The sequence below is a fragment of the Serratia quinivorans genome, assembly GCF_946227985.1.
Lineage (GTDB): Bacteria > Pseudomonadota > Gammaproteobacteria > Enterobacterales > Enterobacteriaceae > Serratia > Serratia quinivorans_A.
In genome coordinates this window covers 139060-164741 of the sequence record NZ_CAMKGL010000008.1, presented here as the reverse complement: position 1 = coordinate 164741, position 25682 = coordinate 139060, and the positions used below count along the sequence as shown (strand labels likewise).

Annotated in this window: 22 protein-coding genes and 1 pseudogene; 10 read left to right on the top strand and 13 right to left on the bottom strand. The window is 55.7% G+C overall.

What is annotated here, in order from left to right:
• Window positions 1–3 precede the first annotated feature (3 nt).
• Entirely contained in the window at window positions 4–846 is an 843-nt protein-coding gene (locus tag OCH02_RS18930; protein ID WP_261432519.1) for a 23S rRNA (adenine(2030)-N(6))-methyltransferase RlmJ, read from the bottom strand.
• A gap of 260 nt (window positions 847–1106) precedes the next feature.
• Here OCH02_RS18930 and OCH02_RS18925 point away from each other — a divergent pair, with 260 nt between their 5' ends.
• On the top strand, window positions 1107–1511 hold the full coding sequence (locus OCH02_RS18925) for an ASCH domain-containing protein (RefSeq protein ID WP_261432518.1): 405 nt from the start codon (window positions 1107–1109) through the stop codon (window positions 1509–1511).
• Here OCH02_RS18925 and OCH02_RS18920 read toward each other — a convergent pair whose 3' ends face one another.
• Window positions 1512–2423 (bottom strand): LysR family transcriptional regulator, encoded by a 912-nt coding sequence (locus OCH02_RS18920; RefSeq protein WP_261432548.1) that lies wholly within the window; start codon window positions 2421–2423, stop codon window positions 1512–1514.
• A 108-nt stretch (window positions 2424–2531) separates the two neighbouring features.
• Between OCH02_RS18920 and OCH02_RS18915 the strand changes: the two genes are divergently transcribed.
• The 3 genes from OCH02_RS18915 to OCH02_RS18905 all read left to right on the top strand — a co-directional run bounded on the left by OCH02_RS18915 (window position 2532) and on the right by OCH02_RS18905 (window position 4883).
• Window positions 2532–3968 (top strand): amidase, encoded by a 1437-nt coding sequence (locus OCH02_RS18915; RefSeq protein WP_261432517.1) that lies wholly within the window; start codon window positions 2532–2534, stop codon window positions 3966–3968.
• 91 nt (window positions 3969–4059) lie between these two features.
• The gene (locus OCH02_RS18910; protein ID WP_261432516.1) at window positions 4060–4539 is read left to right on the top strand and encodes an HIT family protein; all 480 of its coding nucleotides are present in this window, start codon (window positions 4060–4062) and stop codon (window positions 4537–4539) included.
• On the top strand, window positions 4533–4883 hold the full coding sequence (locus tag OCH02_RS18905) for a TonB family protein (RefSeq protein ID WP_261432515.1): 351 nt from the start codon (window positions 4533–4535) through the stop codon (window positions 4881–4883). The genes OCH02_RS18910 and OCH02_RS18905 overlap by 7 nt, the downstream gene beginning before the upstream one ends.
• Window positions 4884–5066: 183 nt before the next feature.
• Here the strand turns inward: OCH02_RS18905 and OCH02_RS18900 are convergent, their stop codons facing one another.
• Window positions 5067–5495 carry a hypothetical protein gene (locus tag OCH02_RS18900; protein ID WP_261432514.1) on the bottom strand — a complete coding sequence of 143 codons (429 nt, stop codon included), beginning with the start codon at window positions 5493–5495 and terminating at the stop codon, window positions 5067–5069.
• Window positions 5492–5857: a DUF2778 domain-containing protein gene (locus OCH02_RS18895; RefSeq protein WP_261432513.1), complete on the bottom strand. Its 366-nt coding sequence runs from the start codon at window positions 5855–5857 to the stop codon at window positions 5492–5494. Before OCH02_RS18895 ends, OCH02_RS18900 begins: the two co-directional genes overlap by 4 nt.
• A 376-nt stretch (window positions 5858–6233) precedes the next feature.
• On the opposite strand from OCH02_RS18895, the gene prlC reads away from it, so the two are divergent.
• The 3 genes from prlC (at window position 6234) to OCH02_RS18880 (ending at window position 11258) form a co-directional block, all read left to right on the top strand.
• Entirely contained in the window at window positions 6234–8276 is a 2043-nt protein-coding gene (gene prlC, locus OCH02_RS18890; RefSeq protein ID WP_261432512.1) for an oligopeptidase A, read from the top strand.
• Between the two features lie 8 nt (window positions 8277–8284).
• Window positions 8285–9043 (top strand): 16S rRNA (guanine(1516)-N(2))-methyltransferase RsmJ, encoded by a 759-nt coding sequence (rsmJ, locus tag OCH02_RS18885; RefSeq protein WP_261432510.1) that lies wholly within the window; start codon window positions 8285–8287, stop codon window positions 9041–9043.
• Window positions 9044–9359: 316 nt separating this feature from the next.
• Window positions 9360–11258 carry a bifunctional metallophosphatase/5'-nucleotidase gene (locus OCH02_RS18880; RefSeq protein ID WP_261432509.1) on the top strand — a complete coding sequence of 633 codons (1899 nt, stop codon included), beginning with the start codon at window positions 9360–9362 and terminating at the stop codon, window positions 11256–11258.
• Window positions 11259–11312: 54 nt separating this feature from the next.
• On the opposite strand, the gene OCH02_RS18875 is transcribed toward OCH02_RS18880, so the two are convergent.
• The 8 genes from OCH02_RS18875 to uspA form a co-directional block, all read right to left on the bottom strand.
• Window positions 11313–11912 carry an SIS domain-containing protein gene (locus tag OCH02_RS18875; RefSeq protein WP_261432508.1) on the bottom strand — a complete coding sequence of 200 codons (600 nt, stop codon included), beginning with the start codon at window positions 11910–11912 and terminating at the stop codon, window positions 11313–11315.
• Window positions 11912–13549, bottom strand: a complete 1638-nt coding sequence (locus OCH02_RS18870) for an FGGY-family carbohydrate kinase (protein ID WP_012147371.1) — start codon at window positions 13547–13549, stop codon at window positions 11912–11914. The genes OCH02_RS18875 and OCH02_RS18870 overlap by 1 nt, the downstream gene beginning before the upstream one ends.
• A 10-nt stretch (window positions 13550–13559) precedes the next feature.
• Window positions 13560–14513: an ABC transporter permease gene (locus OCH02_RS18865; protein WP_261432506.1), complete on the bottom strand. Its 954-nt coding sequence runs from the start codon at window positions 14511–14513 to the stop codon at window positions 13560–13562.
• Between the two features lies 1 nt (window position 14514).
• Window positions 14515–15504 carry an ABC transporter permease gene (locus tag OCH02_RS18860; protein ID WP_261432505.1) on the bottom strand — a complete coding sequence of 330 codons (990 nt, stop codon included), beginning with the start codon at window positions 15502–15504 and terminating at the stop codon, window positions 14515–14517.
• Window positions 15497–16996, bottom strand: coding sequence for a sugar ABC transporter ATP-binding protein (locus OCH02_RS18855; protein WP_261432503.1), 1500 nt, complete (start codon window positions 16994–16996; stop codon window positions 15497–15499). The genes OCH02_RS18860 and OCH02_RS18855 overlap by 8 nt, the downstream gene beginning before the upstream one ends.
• A 243-nt stretch (window positions 16997–17239) precedes the next feature.
• Window positions 17240–18226 carry an autoinducer 2 ABC transporter substrate-binding protein gene (locus OCH02_RS18850; RefSeq protein WP_261112551.1) on the bottom strand — a complete coding sequence of 329 codons (987 nt, stop codon included), beginning with the start codon at window positions 18224–18226 and terminating at the stop codon, window positions 17240–17242.
• Window positions 18227–18565: 339 nt separating this feature from the next.
• A complete protein-coding gene (gene gdhA / locus OCH02_RS18845) occupies window positions 18566–19900 on the bottom strand; it encodes an NADP-specific glutamate dehydrogenase (protein WP_261432502.1) in 1335 nt (444 codons plus the stop codon).
• Window positions 19901–20096: 196 nt separating this feature from the next.
• Entirely contained in the window at window positions 20097–20543 is a 447-nt protein-coding gene (uspA, locus tag OCH02_RS18840) for a universal stress protein UspA (protein WP_012147365.1), read from the bottom strand.
• Between the two features lie 611 nt (window positions 20544–21154).
• Here uspA and uspB point away from each other — a divergent pair.
• On the top strand, window positions 21155–21490 hold the full coding sequence (uspB, locus tag OCH02_RS18835) for a universal stress protein UspB (RefSeq protein WP_026142575.1): 336 nt from the start codon (window positions 21155–21157) through the stop codon (window positions 21488–21490).
• Between the two features lie 74 nt (window positions 21491–21564).
• Here the strand turns inward: uspB and pitA are convergent, their stop codons facing one another.
• Window positions 21565–23067 (bottom strand): inorganic phosphate transporter PitA, encoded by a 1503-nt coding sequence (gene pitA, locus OCH02_RS18830; protein ID WP_261432501.1) that lies wholly within the window; start codon window positions 23065–23067, stop codon window positions 21565–21567.
• A gap of 299 nt (window positions 23068–23366) precedes the next feature.
• Between pitA and OCH02_RS18825 the strand changes: the two are divergent.
• Together OCH02_RS18825 and OCH02_RS18820 are read left to right on the top strand one after the other, a co-directional pair.
• Window positions 23367–24563: pseudogene (locus OCH02_RS18825) on the top strand (NAD(P)/FAD-dependent oxidoreductase).
• A 518-nt stretch (window positions 24564–25081) separates the two neighbouring features.
• Window positions 25082–25429, top strand: coding sequence for a hypothetical protein (locus OCH02_RS18820; RefSeq protein WP_261432500.1), 348 nt, complete (start codon window positions 25082–25084; stop codon window positions 25427–25429).
• Window positions 25430–25682 lie beyond the last annotated feature (253 nt).

Here is a 25682-nt window from a genome sequence, read left to right as displayed (position 1 = left end):
TGCTTATTCCGGCACCACCCAGTTCACCAAGTGGTGACCATGGCCCGACGGCACCAATATTTTGTGCAGCCATGGCAGCACGTTTTTCATCTGTTGTTCCAGCTTCCACGGCGGATTAATCACGATCATGCCCGAGGCGGTCATGCCGCGTTGGTCGCTGTCGGGTTTTACCGCCAGTTCGATCTGCAGAATATTGCGGATGCCGGTGGCTTCCAGTTCTTTCAGCATACGTTTGATCTGCTGGCGCATCACCACCGGATACCATAGCGCGTAAGTGCCGGTGGCAAAGCGCTTGTGGCCTTCCTGCAGGCCTTTGATCACGTCCTGGTAATCGGTTTTCATCTCGTACGGCGGGTCCATCAGGATCAGCCCACGGCGTGACAGTGGCGGCAGCTGGGATTTCAACTGTTGGTAGCCATCGGCGCGTTGCACCTTGGCGCGTTCGTCCTTCTGGAACTCGCCGCGCAGCAGTGGGAAGTCGCTCGGGTGCAGTTCGGTCAGGTGGATTTTATCCTGTGGGCGCAGTAATTGGCGGGCAATCAGCGGTGAGCCAGGGTAGTAGCGCAGCTTTTCGGTACGGTTAAAGTGGTGCACTACACTCATGTAGGCCGCCAGTTCTTCCGGCAGATCGTCACGTTGCCACAGCAGACCTATGCCTTCCAGGTATTCCCCGGTGCGTTCGGCGTGCTCACCGCTCAGCTGATAGCGCCCTGCGCCGGAGTGGGTATCCAGGTACAGGAAAGGTTTGTCTTTTTCTTTCAGCGATTCAATGATCAGGCTCTGAACGGTGTGCTTGAGCACGTCGGCGTGGTTGCCGGCGTGGAAACTGTGGCGGTAACTTAACATGGCTTGTGGTAATTCCTTGTGCTCCCGACGGAGCGTGCTGAACAGAATATCCCCGTCATTCTTCAAGTGGCAGGTGTGTTGGCCGCCTTTACTCACCCGAATCACTTACCTGAGTAAGCTCATCGGGACTCGCTCAGTTGCCGCCTTCCTGCAACTCGAATTATTTAGGGTATAAAGGCTTATATTCTGCACAGTATAAACTGTCTGGGCGGGAAAAACCGGAATGCGTTACCGCAGACCCTCTATCAAGGAGCAGGACAATGACCGAGTCGGCTATTCTGGCTAAGTATCCCGGCGCATCGCGCTGGCAATTCGGCGACAGCCCGGCGCTGGCGGACGAGCTGCTGCAACGGGTGCTCGACGGCGACAAAACCGCAACCTGTGGTTCTTATGTCGCCTATCAACAAGAGAAATCACCGATGGTTGGGGATTATAACGTGATCCTTAATGGCCGGGGTGAACCCGCCTGTGTCATCAGAACGCTTTCACTGAAGCTGACTCGTTACTGTGACGTTACCACCGAAATGGCCGCGCGGGAAGGTGAGGGGGATAAGAGCCTGGCCTTCTGGCGTGAGGGACATCAGGCGTTTTTTACCCGAGAAGGCACTTTTTCGCCGCAAATGTGGCTGGTATTTGAAGAGTTTGAGCTGGTCGATGTCCTCTAGTTACGCCGCTGGTGACTCCAGGGCGGCAACCACCTGCTCGCGCAACCAGCTCTGGGCCGGATCGAGGTGCGATCGTTCATGCCAGACCATCACCATGTCATAGCCTGGCAGTGCCAGCGGCACCGGGCAGGTACGCAGACTGCCCAATAGTTCCCCCAGCATGCGCGAAGGCAGCATGGCCACCAGATCGGATTTTGCCAGCAGCGCGGGGATGAACAGGAAGTGCGGCAGCGACATCACTACCCGCCGTGCCAACCCCTGCGCCTCCAGCAGCGTGTCGGTCAGGGTACGAAAACCGCCACCGTCCTGTGAGACCATGACAAATTCAAGCTGGCAGAACTGCTCCAGCGAGGGCGGGGTCTGCAATAACGGATGGTCATGACGACCCACCAGCAGGTAATTCTCGTGGAACAACTGGCGGTGACGTAGCCCGGCAGGCGCTTCTTCACGGGCCAGAAAACCCAGGTCGATCACGCCATCGGCCAGATCGCGACTCATGGTTGTGGGCGACGCTTCGCGGATCGCCAGACGGGAATGGGGTGCCGCCAGCCGCAGTTTGGGCAGCATCGGCAGCAGAATGGCATATTCAGCCGCGTCGGCGGCGGCCAACTGCCAGGTCATTTCGGCCTGGAGCGGATCAAAGGGGTGTTCCGGCGCTACCAAACGGCCGAGATCGGCCAGTGTCTGGCGCAGTGGCGTCAACAGGCCGAGTGCACGCGCCGTGGGCAGCATGCCGCGTGGGCCGGGCAGCAGCAGGGGATCGTGGTAAATCTCGCGCAGTTTGGCGAGCTGGATACTGACCGAAGGTTGGCTCAGGTTAAGGCGTGCCGCCGCCCGCGTGACGTTACGTTCGCTGAGCAGCGCTTCCAGCGTAACCAGCAAATTGAGATCGATCCGCTTTAAATTGTTGATAACTATTCCTCGTATTGAATCTATCAATTTCAACTATAGCGTTAATCCTCCTACCGTGGAACGGACGTCGGAAAAGCCGACGATACCCTAACGGATAAGGACGAAACGATGAAACTGAGCGAATACGTTGGCTACGATGCACTGGGGTTGGCCGAACTGCTACAGGGCGGCGAAGTCAGTGCGCAGGAGCTGCAACAGACGGCGCAGGCCGCAGTTGAGGCGGTGAACCCGGCGATTAATGCGGTGGTGGAACATTGGACTCAGCCGCTACCGCAGGGTGAGGGCCCGCTGTCAGGCGTACCTTTCCTGATTAAGGATATCGCCATCAGCATGGCAGGTAAGCGTCTGGAACTGGGGAGTCGATTGGCGCAGGGCAATATTGCGACGGCAGACAGTTATCTGATGAGCAATATTCGTCGCGCCGGGTTGGTCACCTTTGGTCGCACCACCACGCCGGAAATGGCGTTCAGCACCACCACCGAAGCGGTGCTTTACGGCCCGACACGCAATCCCTGGAACCCGGATTTCAGCGCAGGCGGTTCCAGTGGCGGAGCCGGTGCGGCGGTGGCTGCCGGGATCGTGCCTATCGCTCATGCCACTGATGCCGCCGGATCTATCCGCGTACCTGCCGCGTCGAATGGGCTGTTCGGCCTCAAACCGACGCGTGGCCGGGTATCACATGGCCCGGCGATGGACGAAGTGTTTAACGGTTTTGGCGTCCAACTGGGGCTAAGCCGTTCGGTACGCGACAGCGCGGCCTTGCTGGATGCCCTGCAGCACCCACATCCCGGCGAACCCTATTACACCGTCCCCCCGGCCCAGACATGGCTGTCACAGGTCACGTCAGAACCCGGCCGTCTGCGTATCGGCATGATGACTCAGGCGTGGAACGGCGGGAAAACCGATCCGCAGATTGCCCAGGCCACGGCCGAAACTGCCGTGCTGCTAAGTGAGTTGGGCCATCAGGTGAGCGAAGCTGACATGGCGATCGGCGTTAGTTGGCAGGAGCTGGTGTTCGCCAATGCGCAAATCTGGTGCGCTAATCTGGTCGGTTGGGTAGATGGTTTGAGTCAGGCGACCGGGCGGCCGGTATCAGCCGAAACGCTGGAGCCGGAAACGCTGGCCTGTTACCGCTACGGTTTGGCTGCCAGGGCGGTGGATATGGTCACGGCCCTTGAGGTGCGTAACCGGGTGACTCGCGCCGTCGCGACCTATTTTCAGCAGTACGACCTGCTGCTGACCCCGACCCTGCCCGACTTGCCCTGGCGGCTTGGCCGTTACGGCACCGGGACTGCGGGTATGAGCGGCCTGGAATGGACGGCGCATTTATTCGATCACTCGCCGTTTACGCCGGTATTTAACGTGGCGGGCGTGCCGGCGATGTCGGTGCCGTTGGCGCAGGATCCGCAGCAAAACCTGCCGATAGGCATGCAATTTGTTGCCGGTTTTGGCCGTGAAGATTTGCTGCTGCAACTGGCTGGCCAACTGGAGCGAGCTGCGCCCTGGCACCAGCGACGTCCTGCGATTTGGGCAGGAAATGCATAGCTATAGCAGTCAAAGGGCAAAATATCCGCTATGTTGCTGAAAGGCTTTTTGCGGCGGGCCGGGGGGCTCGTCGCTGCATTCAGGAGGCGTGATGAGCTGCATATTTTGTGAAATGGTGGCAGGCCGGGTGCCGTGCCATAAAATTTGGGAAGACGACAGCCACATGGCGTTCCTGTCCATCTATCCAAATACCGAAGGGTTCAGCGTGGTGATCCCCAAGGCGCACCATCCCAGCTATGCGTTTGCCGTAGCGGACGAGGTGCTGAGCGCGCTGATGCTGGCGACCAAGCGGGTGGCGCAGTTGCTTGACCGGGCGTTTGACGACGTGGGGCGCTGCGGCATGGTGTTCGAGGGTTTTGGTGTCGATCACCTGCATGCCAAGCTGATCCCGATGCACGGTACCGCCGCGCTGGAGCAGTGGCAGCCGATTGAGTCGAAATCGACGAAGTTCTTCGAACGCTACGAAGGTTACCTGTCTTCCCACGATGCTGCGCGTGCCGACGATGGGCATCTGGCGAAATTGGCCGACCAGATCCGTCATTATCAGGTACAGGAGAAAAAGACGTGCTAATCAAGCTGGCGATAAAGGGATGGTGTGGGGTGCTGTTTGGCTTGTTGGCTCTTCAGGTGCAGGCTGCAACGCCGACAGGGTGCGAAATTGACAGCCATGGCCAGACGCCACGTCATTTGTCCGCATCTGCTGGGGGAAATGTTGCCGATGGGGGATACATAGTGCTGTGTTACGACATAGATAGGGGCGGTAAGGTGCAAAATCTAAGGGTCATTGAGGAGCATCCTGAGGCGGCGTTTGATCGGGAGATTCTTGCCGCCGTCAGTCAATGGCGCTTTGCGTCCAGCAAACCGATAAAAGACCAGCGCATGACGGTCAGGTTTAAGCCTGCAGCTAATCCATAAGGCCTTTTGGTTTTTGCCGAGTGGGTAGCCATGGTTGGCCTGAAAGAATAAGCGTGGCGAGGGTGATCGCCAGGCCAAGGTGATAGGCGAAGCTTTAAAGAAAGAGTGCGTTAAACCGATGTCAGATGCGCATGTCCAGAGTAAAAATAAGTTCCGTGATAGTCGATGTAACTGAATGGTTTTTTAAAACTCACGTTCAACGACAATATACCCGTTAAAACCAACGGAACACTCATTGTTATTGACTATGGCAGAACCAATAAAAACATTATGCTTTCCGTCTGTATTTTCGTATGTATATTTTATGATAAGGTTCCTTGGGTTATCATTCTGGTAAATGGAAATAAGGTCTTTATACTTAACGAAAGAGAGTTTTTTCTCGTCACTTTTAGCCATTTGCATAGCCAATAGTTTATTTACAGGTTTGTTTTCGAGCAGTTCCAACTTGGTTTTTTTTGCCACTATTGATTCTCTCTTAACTCCCATTTCATTAATCATTGCATTGAATATCGGAACGTCTACTGATGAGCCAACAATAACACAAGGGTTACTCTCAATGGCAATAACTGAAGAGGAGCATAAAAAGGTTGAGATGGCGAAAAATTTTCTCATTTTACAATTAACTCCCTATCACCACTCTTCCATATTTTTTCTCTGTATTTCGGGTTGGTGATTATGCATCCTTTTGATGCCCTTCCTGGGTTTTTGAGGCTATCACCATGGATTTTAAATGTATCGCGATTACACATGTTAGCGGTACTTGTTGGGGTAAGGGGAAGGGTATATTTACCCGTATTGACGGAAGTGTAAGGTGCTCCAATTTTGTCCCTTCCCCTTGGCAATGGACCTTTGTCTTTCAAATATTCAAATTTGGTATTGTTTTGGTAGCCTACAGCGCCAGCGTACAGCGCATAGAATTTTAACTCTCCATTCAAAGAAAACTTTCTCGTCATAACTTCATAAGTCCATGTCATATTAAATCCTTTTCATTCATCGAGTGTATGTAATAATTATCTAAAATAATGACTGTCAATTTATTTTCTTAATAAAATATAAGAGGCTATATATAGAGGTCTTTTTTGTTTTGTAAAACAGGATTTTGTCAGGTTTATTGTATTACGTCACATTTTTGCTTTTTCCTGCGGGGGATCCTGGCAGGGATATTTGCCTGGCCGTATGGACGCAAAGGAAAGGACATATCCGCCCATCCGGTCCCCCCGTCGGTTAAGAATGAGTGAAATAACATTCCCGGCCATTGATTTTCCTGCTGCTTGGCTCCATGTTAGATATTCATACGCATTTTAAGGCCTGCCCGCTGCGGCGGGCCCCAACGCTAATCAGGACTGCCCTATGACAAATCCGTTGCTGACCCCGTTTTCCCTGCCACCGTTTTCCGCCATTCGCCCTGAAGATATCGTGCCTGCGGTGCAATCCGCGTTGGCCGATTGCCGCGCTGCGGTAGAGCGCGTTGTCGCGCAGCCGGGGCCGTTCACCTGGGATAACCTGTGTCAGCCGCTGGCGGAGTCGGACGATCGCCTGTCGCGCATCTGGTCGCCGGTGGGGCATTTAAACTCGGTAAAAAACAGCCCGGAACTGCGCGCTGCCTATGAGCAGGCGCTGCCGTTGCTGTCTGAATACGGCACCTGGGTAGGGCAACACGAAGGCTTGTACCAGGCTTACCGCAGCCTGAAAGAAGGGGCCGGGTTCGAAAAGCTGACCGCGCCACAGCGCAAGTCGGTAGAAAATGCGCTGCGTGATTTTGAATTGTCGGGCATCGGCCTGTCGCCGGAAAAACAGCGTCGCTACGGCGAAATCGTCGCGCGTCTGTCCGAACTGGGCTCTACCTACAGCAACAACGTGCTCGATGCCACCATGGGCTGGAGCAAGCTGATCACCAATGAAGCCGAGCTGAGCGGCCTGCCGGAAAGCGCGCTGGCTCAGGCTCAGGCGATGGCACAGGCTAAAGAGCAGGACGGCTGGCTGCTGACGCTGGATATGCCGAGCTATTTGCCGGTACTGACCTACGGCGACAACCGCGCACTGCGTGAAGAAATGTATCGCGCCTTCGCTACCCGCGCCTCCGACCAGGGGCCAAATGCCGGTAAGTGGGACAACAGCGAAGTGATGGCAGAAACGCTGGCGTTGCGCCACGAATTGGCCCAACTGCTGGGCTTTGACAGCTATGCCGACAAATCGCTGGCGACCAAAATGGCGGAAAACCCGGAGCAGGTGCTCGGTTTCCTCAGCGATCTGGCCAAGCGTGCCCGTCCGCAGGCCGAGCAGGAGCTGGCACAGCTGCGCGCCTTCGCCAAACAGCATTACGGTGTGGATGAGCTGGAAGCCTGGGACATTACCTATTACGGCGAAAAACAGAAACAACACCTGTTCTCGATCAGCGACGAGCAACTGCGCCCGTACTTCCCGGAACAGCGGGTAGTGGAAGGTCTGTTCGAAGTGGTCAAACGCATTTACGGCATCACGGCCAAAGAGCGCAAGGATGTCGATACCTGGCATCCAGAGGTGCGCTTCTTTGATCTGTTCGACGCCAACGGCGAACTGCGCGGCAGCTTCTACCTTGACCTGTATGCGCGTGAAAACAAGCGCGGCGGGGCGTGGATGGACGACTGCGTCGGCAGCCTGCGCAAGGCTAACGGCGAGCTGCAAAAGCCGGTCGCCTACCTGACCTGTAACTTCAACCGCCCGCTGGGCGACAAGCCGGCGCTGTTCACCCATAACGAAGTGACCACGCTGTTCCACGAGTTCGGTCACGGTCTGCACCATATGCTGACCCAGATCGACACCGCCGGCGTTGCCGGCATCAGCGGTGTGCCATGGGATGCGGTCGAACTGCCAAGCCAGTTTATGGAAAACTGGTGTTGGGAGCCGGAAGCACTGGCGTTTATTTCCGGCCACTATCAAAGTGGCGAGCCGTTGCCAAAAGAGATGCTCGATAAGCTGCTGGCAGCCAAAAACTACCAGGCGGCGCTGTTTATTCTGCGTCAGTTGGAGTTCGGCCTGTTCGACTTCCGCATGCACGCCGAATACAGCCCGGACAAAGGCGCACAGATCCTGCCAACCTTGGCGGAAGTGAAAAAAATGGTGGCGGTGGTCCCTTCACCAAGCTGGGGCCGTTTCCCGCATGCTTTCAGCCATATCTTCGCTGGTGGTTACGCGGCGGGTTACTACAGCTACCTGTGGGCGGAAGTGCTGTCGGCCGATGCCTATTCGCGCTTTGAGGAAGAGGGGATTTTCAACGCCGAAACCGGTAAATCCTTCCTCGACAACATCCTGTCGCGCGGCGGTTCGGAAGAGCCGATGGAACTGTTCAAACGCTTCCGTGGCCGTGAGCCGCAGCTGGATGCTATGCTGCGCCATTACGGTATTAAAGGATAACCCCACCGGTGAGCGTGTGTTTATTGTGTGAAGAAGGCGCCGATCCCGGCGCCTTGTCTATTCTGGCGCAGCGCTGGCAGTTAACGTCGGACGACGAGGCGCTGATGGCGCTGGTCTTGACGCCCGAACGGCTGGAGCTGCGCAAGCGTGACGAACCCAAACTCGGGGCGATCTACGTCGATTTCGTCTCCGGTACTATGGCCCATCGGCGCAAATTTGGCGGCGGGCGCGGTGAAGCGGTGGCGAAGGCGGTCGGCATCAAGGGCAGTTACCGGCCTGACGTGGTGGATGCTACTGCCGGTCTGGGGCGCGATGCCTTTGTACTGGCCTCTCTGGGCTGCCGGGTGCGGATGTTGGAGCGTAATCCGGTGGTGGCGGCATTGCTGGATGACGGCCTGCAACGCGGCTATCAGGACGCGGAGATCGGCCCATGGTTGCGCGAACGCATGACGCTGTTGCATGCCTCCAGCCTGACGGCGTTGGGGGATATTGAACCCCGGCCGGAGGTGGTGTATCTCGATCCGATGTACCCGCACAAGCAGAAAAGTGCGTTGGTGAAAAAGGAGATGCGGGTGTTCCAGTCGCTGGTGGGCAGCGACGATGACGCTGATGGCCTGCTGGAACCGGCACGTCGCCTGGCAACCAAGCGCGTGGTGGTGAAACGCCCGGATTATGCGCCGCCGTTGGCTAACGTACAGGCGCATGCGGCCTCGACGACAAAAAGTCACCGTTTCGATATCTACATGCCCTATCCCCTTCATACTTGACGCTGTATCTGTGTTGGCTGCATTACTCGGCCCGTCCATGGGCCTCGCCCCTTAACGGGGCCAACGCAAACGTTGTTCAAATCTGTTCCCGACAGATTTGTTGTGCGCCCCAGTCACTTACTTGAGTAAGCTCCTGGGGACTTACAAACTTGCCGCCTTGATACAACGCCAATTATTTAGGGCATAGAGAGTTAAATAGGGAGGTATTCATTGATCCACCTCCCAATTTTATTTTTTACCTTGCAAAGATACTGGCAAGCTTGTGTTCCAGATCGCATGATTCCTTTTCGTTTCCCTTCCTATAATTAAATAAATAATGAAAAAGACACTCCTTGCCGTTTTGCTTTGCCTGGGTACCTCTGCGATGGCCTCTGAACCTGTCAATATCACCATTCTTGGCACTTCCGATCTGCACGGCACCTTTGTGCCCTGGGATTATTCTACCGACACCGCCAATCTGGCCGGCAGCCTGAGCCAAATTGCCACTCAGGTGCATCAGGTGCGCGCCCAGCAGCCGAACGTGATCCTGGTCGATGCCGGTGACACCATTCAGGGCAACTTTGTCGAGACCTTTAAGAACGACAAAACCAGCCCGATGATCCTCGGTTTTAACGCGCTGGACTATGACGTCTGGGTGATGGGCAATCACGAATTCGATTTCGGCCTCAAACCGCTTTCCACTTCACTCAATCAATTCAAAGGCACGGCACTGGCCGGTAATATTCTGTGGGACAGCGGCAAGCCCTACCTGCCGGCGTATAAAATCATCGAGCGCCAGGGGGTGAAAATCGGCATTATCGGCATGGATACGCCGATGACCGCGGAATTTGCCAAAGGTACCGATCGGGTGAAAGGGCTGAACTTTACCGATCCGGTCCAGGCGGTGAAGCAGGCTGTCCAGCAGATCCAGGGGCAAGTGGACGCCATCGTGCTGGTGGCACACATGGGGATCGACAACGAGAACCAGCGGCCGGGCACCGGCGTGGGTGATATTGCCAGGGCTAACCCGGAACTGGCGGCGATCGTCGCCGGGCATATGCACGTAAAAGTCGATAAAGAAGTGATTAACGGCGTGATTGTCACCGAACCGGACAAATATGGCCGCGCGCTGTCACGCATCGATCTGCAGTTTGAGCAGCACAACGGCAAGTACGTGCTGATCAACAAAGACAGTTACACCTACCCAATCAAAGGCATCGCCTCGGATAAAAAACTCGAAGAGATTTATCAGCCGTACCACAAGATCCTGCGGGCCAATGCCAATCGGCCGATTGCCCAGCTCAGCGGCCAGGATCTGGTGCCGCCGGATGCGGTGAAGGGCATTCCGCAGGTACACGTACAGGATACCGGCATCAGCAAGCTGTATCAGGAAGCCGGGCATTACTATGCGCCGCAGGCGCAGGTGATCGCGTTGCAGATTGATAACGACCGGCCGAAACTGAACGTCGGTACCATCACCGCCAAGGACATTGCCTTCAACTACCAATATGCCGGTGGTGAAATCACCGTTTATCAGCTCAGTGGCAAAGAACTGAAGAAGTACATGGAATGGTCGGCGGGCTACTTCAATCAGCTGCATGACGGCGACGTGACCTACAGCTTTAACCCGCAGCGCCGCGCATCGAAATACTCGACCAATGATTTCTTCGATGGCGTGACCTACAAAATCGACCTGCGCCAACCGGCCGGGCAGCGCATCCGTGACCTGCAGATGGCCGACGGCACGCCGGTGACCGACAGCACGCCAATTCGTCTGGGGATGAACAGCTACCGTATGGGGCACCTGACGCAAAAAGGCGGTGCGCTGGAAGGCATGCAGTTCCCGGTGCTGTCTGACAGTAAGGTGGAATACGGTGAAGAGGCCGGTACCATCCGCAATCTGACCATTCGTTACCTGACCGAGGTGAAAAAAGGCCAGTATCAGGGGCAGGCGGTGCAGCGTTGGCAGTTGGTCGGGCTGGAAGGTTATGATCGTGAGCGCAAAATCGTCGAAAAACTGCTGAACGACGGCAAAATCAGCGTGCCCACCAGCGAAGATGGGCGTTACGGCAACGTGGCGTCATTCAACGTGAAAGGGTTGCTGTTCAGCGAGCCGAAGGCACGTCAGCAGCAACAGGCCGCGCTGCAGGCGCAGTTAACTGCCGCCAGCGATCCGCTGGTGAAAAAGCGTTTGAGTGACCAGTTGGTGATTATTGAGGCGATTAACAAGGCCTGAGAATGATTACGGGCTCGGCATGTGTATGCTGAGCCCTTACTACACCGACTAACGTTAATGCCCCTGCAGTAAACGCTTACCGACATCACCGCCCGGGTGTACCGCCAGCAGCGTTTCCTTGTTGTAGCCACTGCGCTCCATCAGGCAGGCACAGGCCGCGTCGAAAATCGCCAACACCAGCACGATAGAGGTAGTTGCCAGCATATTCAGCGGATCTATCTCATTTTCTACCCCGGTGCGGATCACCAGCTGTGCTGCCTGGGCTATCGCCGAGTCCGGATTCTCCGTCACGCCAATCAACGGCACACCCTTGGCCTGCAGCGTCGGCAGCAGCCGGGTCAACTCGTCGGAATTGCCGCCGCGCGAAATCAAAATCATCAGATCATCGCCGCGCAGAAAGCCCAAATCGCCGTGCGCCGCGTCGGTGGCATTCAGGTAAATAGCCGGTCGCTCCACACAGGCCAGCATATGGGCAATTTTGCGTGCGGCGATGCCGGAAGTACCAACGCCGGTGACCACAATTTTACCCCGGCACTCCGCCAGCAGGGTCAGCAGCCGTTGCCAGGTCTGTGGGTCGATGCGTTGCCCCAATTGGGCCAGCTCTCGGCTGTAGATTGCCCAGGCCTGCGTTGCCCGTTGCCATTCCTGCTGCATCAGGCGTCCTCCTGCATCAGTTGGCGGTATTTCATATGGTCGTTATACAGCTCATGGAACACCCGGTATTTACGATCGTAATAGCGTTTGATCTTGTTGGTCTGCGGCGTCACGGTTTTACCGATACGGCTCATGGCACTCATCGCTTCCGGCAGGCTGTCGAATACCCCGGCTGCCACGGTGCCCATCATCGCGCCGCCCAACAGCATCGCCTCGCTCTCTTCCGGCAACAGCATGGCACAGCCGGTGGCATTGGCATGTTCCTGCACGAAAATCGGGTTCTTGGTGCCGCCGCCGCTGGCCATGATGGTATCGATGCTGTAACCGCTTTGGTTCATGGTTTCGATAATATGGCGGGTACCGAGCGCGATGGCCTGGATGGTGGCCAGATAGTGCAGCGCCATGTCTTCCGGGGTGCGTGACAGCTTCAGTCCGGTCAGGGTGCCGGTTAGCGTCGGATTGGCACGCGGCGAGCGGTTGCCGTGAAAATACGGCAGCATATGAATGTCTTTGGTCAGGTAGGCAATATCTTCCGGCTCGCCCGCCATCCGGCGCAGCAGGGCGTTCAGCACCTCATAAATGGTCTGCCCCTGGGTTTTTGCCTGCGCCAACAGCTCCTGATAGCAAGGATGTGACTGGATGATGTGATCAATCAGCGCGCCGGTGGCGGACTGGCCGCCTTCATTCAGCCAGTATTCCGGCAGAATGGCCGAGTAATAGGGTCCCCACACGCCGGGGATAAAGCGTGCGGTACGCGACATCGCCATATGACCGGTCGAGGTGCCGCCGATCAGTGCGACGCGGCGATTAAAGTCTGCCACTTCACCGGAAGCCCCGGTAGCACCCAGCGTGCCGAGAGTACCGGCGTGGGCATCAATGATCGAGACGCTGACCGCGGTGCCGGCAATCAACCCCATCTCACTGGCGGCGCGCTGGGTCAGGCCGTGGCCCAGCGGTTCACCCATCATTTTGACATCGCTGCCAATTTTGGCGGCATCGTGTTCCAGCACGTCTTCCAGCCCAATCTGTTTGAAATAGCTTTTGTCCCAGCGCTGTTCATGGCCGAGATAAGTCCATTTGCACACCGTCGAACACAGCGAACGGGTGGCGTCCTGCGTGGCGCGCCAGGTGAGGAAGTCCGGCAGATCAAACAGGTAACCGGCGTTGGCCCAGGTGGTCGGCATATGCTGCTTCAGCCACAGCATTTTGGGGGTCTGCATTTCCGGCGAGATGATGCCGCCGACGAAATCCAGCACCCGGTGTTTGGTGGCGTTAATCCGCTCGGCCTGGGTGATTGCCCGGTGATCCATCCATACGATAATGTTCTGTTCGGTACGGCCGGAAGGGCTGATGGTCAGCGGCTTCCCCTCTTTGTCCAGCACCACCAGCGAGCAGGTGGCGTCGAAACCCAGCCCCTTGACCTGAATCGGGTTGATATCGGCCTGATTGACCGCATCGCGCACCGCGTTGCACACCGCCTGCCAGATATTGTCCGAGGACTGTTCAACAAAGTCAGCCTTTGGCCGATACAGGTCGATAGCGCGGCTGGCCTGCCCGACCATATGGCCGTTGAGATCGAATACCCCAGCGCGCGCACTTCCGGTGCCTACATCTACGCCAATAAAATAGCTCGCCATTATTTTTCTCCTAGGCTTTTCGATTCTGTAACGCGATAAACAAGATCAACACCGCACCCCACAGGGCCATGGTCAGATAGCTGCTGACGCCCAACAGGTTGAGACCGCTTTCCAGCATTTGCAGCACAATCAGTGCCAGCACCAGGCCAAGTACCCGGCCAAACCCGCCGTCCGGGTTAATCCCACCCAGCACGGAGGCCAGAATGGTCACCAGCAAATAGGATTCGCCGTAGCCGGCCTTGGCCGAGTTGAACTTGGCCATCATCAGCAACGCCGCACCCCAGCCGAGCAGCGCGGACAGCACATACACCGCGATTTGCACCCGGGCGGTGTTCACCCCGCTGAAACGGGTAGCCTGCTCGTTGGAGCCGATTAAATACAGGCTGCGCCCCAGCGTGGTGTGCTCCAGCAACAGCCACAGGCCCACCGCGACCAGCAGGAACAGCAGCAGCGCTACCGGAATGCCAAGCAGGTTGCCGTTGCCGAGATACTGAATCGCCGCCGGGAAGCCGGAGATCACCGCGCCGTTGGACAACAGAATGTTCAGGCCGGTGATCAGCGTCATGGTGCCGAGTGAGGCGAGGATCGGCGAAACGCCGACCCAGGCGACCAGCACGCCGTTAAGCGCGCCAATGGCGACGGCGACCAGCAACCCGGCCAGCAGCGCCAGCGCCAGAAACAGCGGTTGATCCGGGTGACTGACGATAATTGCCGCCATCACCAGCGAGCAGGCGTTGGCCCCGGCGATAATCGACAGGTTGATGCCGCCGGTAAGCATGGTAATGCCCATGCCGAGTGCCAGCATGCCGAGGATCGGTAACTGTGAGGCGATCGACTGGAAATTACCCAGGCTGAAGAAGCGCGATCCAAGCAGCCCGGCGAACAGCAGCGCCACGACGATAATGATCGCGCTCTGCAGGCGGATGATCCGATCGTTTGGGATCAGACGGGTTAACTGGGTCATGTCATAGCTCCTTGGCCAGCTTGCGTTTTTCATTCCAGGCGGTGCTGCTGATGCTGATCAAAATGATCGCGCCGCTGAACACCTGGTGCCAATAGGCCGATACGCTAAGCAGCGTAAGACCGTTTTGCAGGAAGGCCAGCAGCACCACGCCCAGCAGCGTCCCGGTCAGCGAGCCGCGGCCGCCGGTCATGCTGGTGCCACCCAGTACTACCGCCGCCAGCACCGTCAGTTCGAAGCCGAGCAGGGAGTTGGGCGCTACCGACTGGGTGATCTGGGCCTGCACCACGGCGGCAATGCCCGCCAGAATGCCCATGTAGCCGTAAACGTAGAAGTGCAGTCGCAGCAGGTTCAACCCCAGGCGCGATGCCGCATCGCGGTTGCCGCCCATGGCGAAAATCTGGCGGCCAAGACGGGTGAAGTTCATCAGTACGCCGGTGACGATAATCACCGCCAGCAGGCACAATAGCGGCAGTGTCAGGCCGTAGTCATAGCCGTCGGCACCCTGGAACGAGAACCAGCTGATGCCGTCCATAAACCAATCGGGAAAACCGTACAGCCAGGTGCCGTTGGTGGCGTACACCAGCAGGCCGTAGAACAGGTTCAGCGTGGCGATGGTGATGATGATGGCCGGTACCTTCAGCCAGTAGACCAGAAAACCGTTCACCAGCCCGAGCAGCAGGCCGACGCCTATCGCCAGAACAAACGCCAGCGGGAAACCGCCGCCGTGCTGGATCACCCAGCTGGCCATCACGTACTGGGCGATAGCGGTGATCGCCGGGAACGAAATGTCGATGCCACCGGCAATCAGCACTACGAACAGGCCGCAGGCGAGAATGCCGAGAATGGCATAGCTGGTGGCCACATCGGTCAGGTTGCCCAGCGTCAGAAACTCGCTGGTGCCAACGCTCAGGCCGATGGCCAGCAGCAACACCAGCAGGCCAAGGTAAAATTCGTGCCGCCCGGCCAGGCGGGCCAGTAATGACTTATCCATTCACCACCTCGGCGATCTGTTGTTCGGTACTCTGGTGCGGTGAAAACTCGGCGGTCAGTTCGCCCTTGCGCATCACCAATACCCGATGGCTGTTGTAATAGGCTTCCGGGATCTCGTCGCAGATCATCAACACCGCCATGCCGAGCGCCGCCAGATCTTTGGCGATCTGGTAGATCCCCTCTTTGTTGGCGATATCTACCCCGACGGTCGGCGAGTCGAGGATCAGGATCTTCGGCTGCGTGGCCACCCACTTGGCGATAGCGATGCGCTGGGCGTTGCCGCCGGACAGGGTTTTGACCGGTAGCGCGCTGTCGGAAACCTTAATGTTCAGATCGCGGATCAATCGGTTCACCAGCTCGCCGGCTTTAGCATGATCCAATAGCCCGAGCGGGGTATGCAGTTGATCAAACACCGTGACGATGGTGTTGTCGTAGATCGACTGCTCCATGATCAGCCCCTGCGTCAGACGATCTTCCGACACATAGCCGATGCCCTGGCGCACCGCTTCACGGTTGTTATGCAGCCGCACCGGCCGGCCGTCGATCCTGATTTCACCGCTGTCTGGGCGGGTCATGCCGAACAGGCTGAGGCACAGCTCGGTGCGGCCTGCGCCCAGCAAGCCGACGATCGAGACGATCTCGCCGCCGTGCAGCGACAGATTGATATTCTGATATTTCCCGCGTCGGTTGAGATTACGCACTTCGAGCAGTGGCGCACTCTCAGCTGCGGGTCGTGGGGGTAACTGGCTGTAGTGGAAGCGTTGGCCGGTCATCAGGAACGCCAGCTCATGGCTATCGAGTTCACTGGCCGGGTAAGTACCGACCAGTTTGCCGTCGCGCATCACGCTGATACGGTCGGCGACTTCCATCACTTCGTCCAGCCGGTGGCTGACAAACACCACGCAGATGCCGGCTGCTTTCAGTTCGTTAACTACCCGCAGCAGGCCGTCGACCTCCTGACGCGTCAGCGAGGCGGTAGGTTCATCCATAATCACCAGCCGTGCTTCGGCAGCGATGGCGCGGCAAATCGCCACCAGTTGGCGATCGGCAATCGACAGCTTTTCAACTTTCTTGTCGGGATCGATATGCACGCCGACGCGCGCCATGGCATCCAGCGCCGTCTGGCGCATCACCCGTTTGCGTACCCAGAAATGACCGCCGGGCAGGTAGCGGTGAATGGCAATATTTTCCGCCACCGTCAGATTGGGGAATAACGACAGATCCTGATAAATCACCTGAATGCCGTAATAACCGGATAGCTGCGGCGTCAGTGAATGAAAGAGTTTGCCTTCCAGCGAAATATTGGCGCCTTTTTCCGGCTGATAAACGCCGGAAATAATTTTAATTATGGTGCTTTTGCCACAGCCATTTTGTCCGGCCAGGCAGTGCACTTCGCCAATATTCAGCGTCAGGTTGATCTGGTCCAGTGCCAGCACGCCCGGAAACTTTTTACTGATGTTTTCCAGGCTGATAAATGCGGTGGATGTGGTCATGGCATTAACCTATGCAGGTTGAGGTTGATGACAAAGTGGTCTTTGAGCCCGAGATACCCGGGCCTAGCGCACCGAGGGGCGCTCCGGCGGGCAAGCCGCTACGACCCCTTCGGCACGCTCTCCCGAATAATGGACTTTGTCAGTCGTCTGAACCTATGCAGGTTCTTATTATCGTCGGGCGCGGTAGGCTGCGCGCCGACGTTATTTAATGATTTTCCCGGTGTGGTGCAATATTACTGAAGGCTAGAAGCCCAGTGATTTGGCATTATCTTTGGTCACTTCAAGAATTTTATTAAACCGAATCACTTTCTTATCCATATCGACGTCGGCTTTACCCAAACCTTCAATCGACAAGTCTTTGGTCACTTCCTTACCCTGCAACAGTTGATCGGCCACCGTCACCAGCGCGTAGCCGGCGTCTTTCGGATCCCACAGCAGCGCCTTCTTGATGTCGCCGCGCATCAGGTAAGGGGCGGCCTGCGCCGGCATGGCGATACCCACCACGGCAATTTTGTCTTTGGCGCGTTTCTTGGCGACCGCCTGACCGGCACCAATCGGGCCGAGGGAGCCAAAACCGATAATGCCTTTCATCTGCGGGTAGGTTTTCATCAAATCCAGCGTGGTGGCGTAGGATTTATCGATGCTTTCCGCCACCGGCAGGCGCGAAGTCACTTCGAACATGTCCGGATATTTGGCTTTCTGATACTTGATGGCGGAATCCGCCCAGGCGTTGTGCAACGGCACGGTCAGCGAGCCGACGTAAATGGCGTAGCCGCCTTTGCCGCCCATGTCTTTTGCCAGTTCATCGACGTTGGCCTGCGCATACTTCTCGCTGTCGATGGTTTCGATATCCCACTGGCCAATCTGCTGGTCCGGCGATTCATGGGTCAGCACCACAATGCCTTTCTCACGTGCCTTCTTCAGCACTGGCTCCAACACCTTGGCGTCGTTCGGCACCACGATGATGGCGTTAACGTTCTTGGCGATCAGGTCTTCAATCACTTTGACCTGTGCTGCCGGGTCTGGGGTTGCAGGCCCGGTCTGATAGGCATTAACGTCGAGCTTTTTCGCCGCGTCGTTGACGCCGACTTCCATACGGTTGAACCAGGGAATGCCGGTCACTTTAGCGACCACGGCAATCTCGTACTTTTCAGCAGCCAAGGCAGGTGTTGTCGATAACATGCACGCAGAAACCACACATGCATTTAATAATGCGAGGTTAAATTTCATTTCGCTGTACCTTTTTTATCTGTAGGGGTGGTTGTTTTTCCACCTGAGCAGATTACAAAGGAAAGGAAGAGGGGACGTAACCCGAATAGGAAAACTGTGAGATATGCACGTTAAGGTAAAATTATGACGGTTTTAATGTTAATTAAATGTTTAATAATTTATTGGTGGTAATTTTACCACCTAAAAACACCAGTTAATTAACAATATTAATCATATTATTTTACATAAATTAAACATATTTGATTGGGGGTACACGGATCCTTGAGGGAAAAATGCCGGCTTGAGCGCCGGCATGGAAGTATTTGATCGATGTGTGAACAAAATCACCTTATGTGGAGGTTACAGCACGCCCTGTGCCAGCATGGCGTCGGCAACCTTGACGAATCCAGCGATATTGGCACCCTGTACGTAGTGAGTTTGCTTGCCTTCACCGCCGTATTCCACGCAGGCTTGATGAATATCCGCCATGATATGTTGTAAACGTACATCCACTTTTTCTGCTCGCCAGCCGATGCGCGCGGCATTCTGCGCCATCTCCAGCCCGGAGGTGGCCACCCCACCGGCGTTGGCGGCTTTGCCCGGCGCGAACAGCACGCTGGCATCCAGGAACGCATCGGTCGCCTGAATGGTGGTTGGCATATTGGCGCCCTCGGCCACGGCTTTGACTCCGTTGCGGATCAGCGTGTGTGCAGCTTCCAGATCCAACTCGTTTTGGGTGGCGCACGGCAGAGCGATATCTACCGGGACGTTCCAGGGCTGCTGGCCAGCCAGATAGGTCAGGCCGCGTTCACGAGCATAGTCTTCTACCCGGCCATAACGCTGGTTCTTGATCTCTGCCAAATGGGCCAGTTTCTCGGTAGTGAAACCGGCCTCATCGACCAGCGTACCGCCGGAGTCAGAGACGGTGATCACCCGCGCATCGAGTTCCAGCGCCTTCTCAATGGTGTACTGCGCCACGTTGCCGGACCCGGAAACCGCCACCCGCATGCCTTCAAAACCCAACCCGTGACGTTGCAGCATGGCATCGGTGAAGTACACCAGGCCATAGCCGGTGGCTTCGGGGCGGATCAGACTGCCGCCGAATGACAGGCCCTTGCCGGTAAACACGCAGGCGGTGTTGTTGGACAGCTTCTTCATCATGCCGCTCATAAAGCCGACCTCACGGCCGCCGACGCCGATATCCCCGGCGGGCACGTCGGTGTCTGGCCCCAGATGGCGGTACAGCTCGGTCATCAGCGACTGGCAGAAACGCATGATCTCCGCCTGGCTTTTACCTTTTGGATCAAAGTCCGAACCGCCTTTGCCGCCGCCCATCGGCAGCGTAGTCAGCGCATTCTTGAAGGTCTGCTCGAAGCCGAGGAATTTAAGAATCGACAAATTGACCGACGGATGAAAACGCATGCCGCCTTTATAAGGCCCAATCGCGGAGTTGAATTGCACGCGCCAGGCGCGGTTGACCTGCACCTGGCCGCGATCGTCCACCCAACTGACGCGGAATTGGATGGTACGCTCAGGTTCCACCAGGCGTTCCAGCAGGGCGTATTCACGGTAGCGCGGGTTACGCTCGATAAACGGCCACAGCGAGGAGAAAACTTCTCTTACCGCCTGCAAGAATTCAGGTTGATGAGGATTATGCTGCTGTAGTGAGGACAAAAATGATTCTACCGACTCCATGGATAACTCCTTGTAGCATTGAATTTCCCCCACCATTTTTATAGCTATAGGTTTAGGTAAAGCGCGGGGAATGATGTTGTGTCTTTAGCGACTATATCACCGGAGGGCGGTTGATTATCAAGCGATTAATAATGGCGGCAGAATGAAAAACGCCCGCAGCAGCGGGCGTTGGGGTATTTGGTTGGTAGGTACTTACTTAGTCTTCAGCTTTTTCGTCTTCATCGCGCAGTGGCACGATCAGCATGTCGATGTGCACGGTGTTGATCAGTTGACGCGCGGAGGACATCAACTTGCTCCAGAAATCCTGATGGTGGCCACACAGAACCAGGTCCATGTCGTATTTCTTGATCGCGTCAACCAGCACCTGCGCCAAATCGCCGCTGCCACTCAGGGTTTCGGTAATCGGATAGCCGGCATTTTGTGACAGCTCGGTCAGGGCATGGTGGGTTTCTTCCGAGATACGTTTTTGCATATCGCCGAGATTAACGTCGATCAGGCCGGTATACAGGTCGGAATAGTTAACATCTACGTGGATCAGGGAAACTTTGGCGTTGTACGGACGCGCCATAGATACGGCTTTCTCCACCAGGATTTTACTTTCCGGGGACAGGTCTACCGCGATCAGAATGTGTTTGTAAGCCATGAGAATACTCCTTCCATATAATGCCGATTAAAAGGTTAGCAGGCATTCAGCGTACCAGCCTGGCGCTTCAGGTTTCATTTTATCATTCAGTTAACGCAATGATATGTTGAGGCGATCACACTGCATCGCATCAAAAAATCTCTTTATTTCAACCCGGTCAGTTTTACACCCGCCAGCCGGAAAATCCTATCGCTCGTGGTGCTATTGGCGTGTTGACCGCTTGAAATATAAGCATTCTTAAACAGAGTATAGCCCCAAATACCCCATCGGACAGGAGAAAAGGCCAGGCGGGTTACTCTGCGCGGTAATCAGATATAACTAATGGGTAGCTGACAAATCGGTGGGTTGCGGTAAATTTTATCTACTGCTCAGGCCAGTTTGCGTTTCATTAACCTACAATAATGAATATGGGCCTTATCATTACTCCACTGAGTGAAACCCTGCGTTGAGTCTCTGCGTGGCGAGGGTTTGCTTTCAGTGGCGGTGGGTTATGCGCGGCCTGTGCGGTGCCAAGGGGATCGGAGCGGTAGGCTCCAGCAGTAATGGGTATAGAGGTAGGGCAGTTGGACCCGGCGGAGCGCCGTGGATTACAACGCCTTGAGGAGGCAATCATGATCAGTACCGTCGCGCTGTTTTGGGCTCTGTGTGTGGTGTGTGTGTTAAACATGGTGCGGTATTACTCTTCTCTGCGCGCGCTGTTGGTGGTTTTGCGCGGCTGTGACCCGCTGCTGTACCAGTATGTTGACGGAGGTGGCTTCTTTACCGCCCACGGCCAACCGAGCAAGCAGATACGGCTGGTACGCTATATCTTCTCGCAGCGCTATATCGAGCATCACGATCCGGAGTTTATCCGCCGCTGCGAACGGGTGCGCGGGCAGTTTATGCTGACTTCCGCCCTGTGCGGCCTGGTGGTTATCAGCCTGCTCGCATTGATGATTTGGTATTAAGCCCGGCCTGTTTGCCCTGCAACAGATAAAGAAAAGGCGGCCACCAGGGCCGCCTTTCATATGGAGCAAACTGCTTAGATCACCTTAAGCGCCAACCAGTACAGCGAACCGGAAAGCAGAATCGAAATCGGCAGGGTTAACAACCAGGCCAACAGGATATTCTTCACGGTTTTGCTTTGTACGCCGCCGCCGTCCACGATCATGGTCCCGGCTACTGCCGAAGAAAGCACGTGGGTGGTGGAAACCGGCATGCCGGTATAGCTGGCGACACCAATCGACAAGGCTGCGGTCATCTGAGCCGACACGCCCTGAGCGTAGGTCATGCCCTTCTTACCGATTTTTTCGCCAATGGTGGTGGCTACACGCTGCCAGCCGACCATGGTACCGAGTGACAACGCCAGAGCAACCGCGACGATAATCCAGATCGGTGCATACTCAACGGTTTGCAGCAGATCCTGACGCAGGTTTTTCAGGAAACGTTGGTCCTGGCTCGAGGTTTCCGGCAGCTTGGCAATCTTGTCTGCAGTATCTGTTACGCACATCAGCAGGCGGCGCAGGTGGCTGCGCTGATCTACCGACAGTTGATCGTAACTTTGCAGATTGTTCAGCAACCCGGAGGCAAGCTGAATTGCCGGCATGGCGCGGGCACTGTCACAGTGGAACTCGACGGGTTTATCCGACGATACGTCTTCATCCGGGCTTGGCACCAACGGAGTGAGTGCGACCACGTGCGACAGGGCATCGCTGTGCTGCTCATAATATTGCTGCAGGTGGGCCACGGCATCACGCGTACGGGTGATGTCATAACCGGTTGCATTCATATTGAGCACGAAGCCGGCCGGCGCAACGCCGATCAGCACCAGCATAATCAAGCCGATACCTTTCTGGCCGTCGTTGGCACCGTGCGAGAAGCTAACGCCAATAGCAGACAGGATCAGAGCGATACGGGTCCAGAACGGCGGCTTGCGTTTGCCGTCGACCTTTTCACGTTCCGCAGGGGTCATGTGGATACGCTGGCGTTTCTTGGTGCCACTCCAATAGCGGCGCAAGGCAAACACCATCAACCCGGCGACCATCATGCCAACCAGCGGCGAGATGAGCAATGACAGGAAAATACCAATCATTTTCGGGACGTTAAGCGCATCCACCACCGAAGTGTGGGTCATCAGTGCGTTGGTTAAACCCACACCAATAATTGCGCCAATCAGCGTATGAGAACTGGAGGCCGGCAGACCGAAATACCAGGTGCCGAGGTTCCAGATGATAGCCGCCAGCAGCATGGAAAAGACCATGGCTAATCCGTGTGCTGAACTGACGTTCAACAACAGATCTGTTGGCAACAGGTGAACAATGGCGTAAGCAACACTCAAACCACCGAGCATCACGCCAAGAAAGTTGAACAAACCAGCCATCACGACCGCAAGTTGCGAGCGCATGGCACGGGTATAAATTACTGTAGCAACCGCATTGGCCGTATCATGAAAACCATTAATGGCTTCATAAAACAACACGAACAACAATGCGAGAATTAACATCAGGCCGGTATGGAAATCCAGGCCAGCGAACAAATGCAGCATAAGCGTTACGCCAGTTTGTGGACATGAACGCCGCGCATTATCAGTGACAACCGGGGCCGGGGAAAAGGAAAATATGACGTTTTTTTGATTTGGATATGACGAAATGATGGCGTTGCTATGACAAAGATATGAAATATCAGCGCGTTATGCTGCCTGGCCCGCTGTAATATTTTCTTACTATGGCGTTGTCGGCGCCATGGCTTTACAATCTGCCGCCGTAAAGTTGCCGGTTACCGGCGGCGATTCGGCGTAATATGGCGGCCTTTTGTCGCGATTGTGGTTTTTATAGAGAGGCGCAGGTGGAACAGTTTGATGTCGTGGTGATAGGTGCGGGCGCAGCGGGCATGTTTTGCGCGGCGCAGGCAGGGCAACTCGGTCGCCGGGTACTGCTGCTCGACAACGGCAAAAAACCGGGCCGAAAAATCCTGATGTCCGGCGGCGGACGCTGTAACTTTACCAATATGTACACCGAACCGGCTGCCTACCTGTCGAATAACCCGCATTTTTGTAAATCTGCACTGGCGCGCTACACCCAGTGGGATTTTATCGATCTGATTAACCGCCACGGCATTGCCTACCACGAGAAAACGCTTGGGCAGCTGTTCTGCGACGACTCGGCGCAGCAGGTGGTCGAACTGTTGGTTAAAGAGTGTGAACTGGGCCAGGTGACGACGCGCCTGCGCAGCGAAGTGCTGGCGGTGGAAAAAACGGAAGAAGGGTTTGAACTGGCGCTGAATGGTGAGAAAGTAAGTACTCGCTCACTTGTGGTGGCCAGCGGCGGTCTGTCGATGCCGGGACTGGGTGCGACGCCGTTTGGCTATAAGCTGGCGGAGCAGTTTGGCCTGAAAGTGCTGCCGACACGCGCCGCGCTGGTGCCGTTCACGTTGCATAAACCGCTGCTGGAACATCTGCAAACCCTGTCTGGCGTCTCTGTGCCGGCGGTGATCACTGCCGAAAACGGCGTCAGCTTCCGCGAGAGCCTGCTTTTCACCCACCGTGGTCTGTCGGGGCCGGCGGTGCTACAGCTTTCCAGCTACTGGCAACCCGGTGAGTTTGTAAGCGTTAACTTACTTCCTGCGCTTGATCTGGCGGGCTTCCTCAATGAGCAACGCCAGGCACACCCGAATCAAAGCCTGAAAAACACCTTGGCGCTGCACTTGCCGAAGCGCCTGGTGGAGTGCCTGTAGACGTTAGGGCAATTACCGGAAGTCACGCTGAAACAGCTGAACCCGACGCAGCAGGCTGCGCTGGTCGAAACCTTGCAGAATTGGCGCGTGCAGCCCAACGGCACCGAAGGTTACCGCACGGCGGAAGTGACGCTCGGCGGTGTGGATACCAAAGAACTCTCTTCTAAGACCATGGAAGCTGCCAAGGTGCCAGGCCTGTACTTTATCGGTGAAGTGGTGGATGTGACAGGGTGGCTGGGGGGCTATAACTTCCAGTGGGCCTGGAGCTCTGCCTGGGCCTGCGCTCAGGCGCTGGCAGCAGAATACTAAGCCTGCCACGGGGCAATGGCGTTCAGCGTGAGCATCGTTTGGGTCACTTGCTGCCTGGCCCGTTCCTGGCGCCGCGATAAGAGGTATTGCCAGGGCGGTAAACCAAAGTGTTGCCATCGGCTGAGTGGTAACCGTCATCGACGATTAACGTGTGTGCCTGACGAACCAGACGCGCCTGATGAGGCCACTGACTCGCACGCGATCGACCCGGCCATAGCCCCGGCAGTGGCCCGTGCGTTATTTCTCAGTTATAAGAATTAAATGAATCGGTAAGTGAAAAAGTATTTTTACGTGTGATCAAACTGAAAAAACTCCAACCATTATCCCCCTCTCAGCATTGATGACTCATTGTTTAATTATTAAAGAATTATATGGATTTAGATGTAGCGTTGAAAATATGTGATCTCCGTAGTTTTATTTTATGGGGATTGACTTGCTTTTGAGGGTTATACGGATTAACAATAAATAGAATTATAAAGTGTAGGTCAATTAAACGATACCAATAAAAGGAACCGTTAATGAAAACTATTGGTTGCGATTTATTAGACCAGATAGCCGGTGGCCGGGGAAATAATGGCGGAGACCGCACCGATAATGGTGGCAGAAACAAGCAGCGTGGTAATGGTGGCGGTGCACCTAAAACTCAAGTAAATGATGCTGCTGTCATAGGTTTACTTGGTGCAGGAGCTGGAGTCGCATCCAGATTCGGGCCATATGGATTAGTTGCTGCGGGAATTATGGCAGGAATCGCAGGAGCAATAGGATACCCCAGCAACAGTCCATATAATGATAATGGCGACAGAGGTCGGGGCGCTTTTGGGGGCGATGCCAATCCAAACAGTGTAAATGGCCAGTGCCATTGGTAGTGGTAAATAATGTTCGGGTAGTATTTACCCGAACATCTAATAAAAATCCGCAAAGAGGGGATAACATGGCAAGTAGGAAACCCTGGATGCCGTCCGCTGTAGGTTCTTGTATATTTAATCTATGGATTGTCAATCAGTCATCATTGCATATTGCCCAGTTTTGTGGGGATGTCTTTGATATCATTGTCGCGGTTCTTTCTTTTGTCGGGTTTTATACCTTGTCGATGAATATATTTGCTTTGTACTTTTGGCA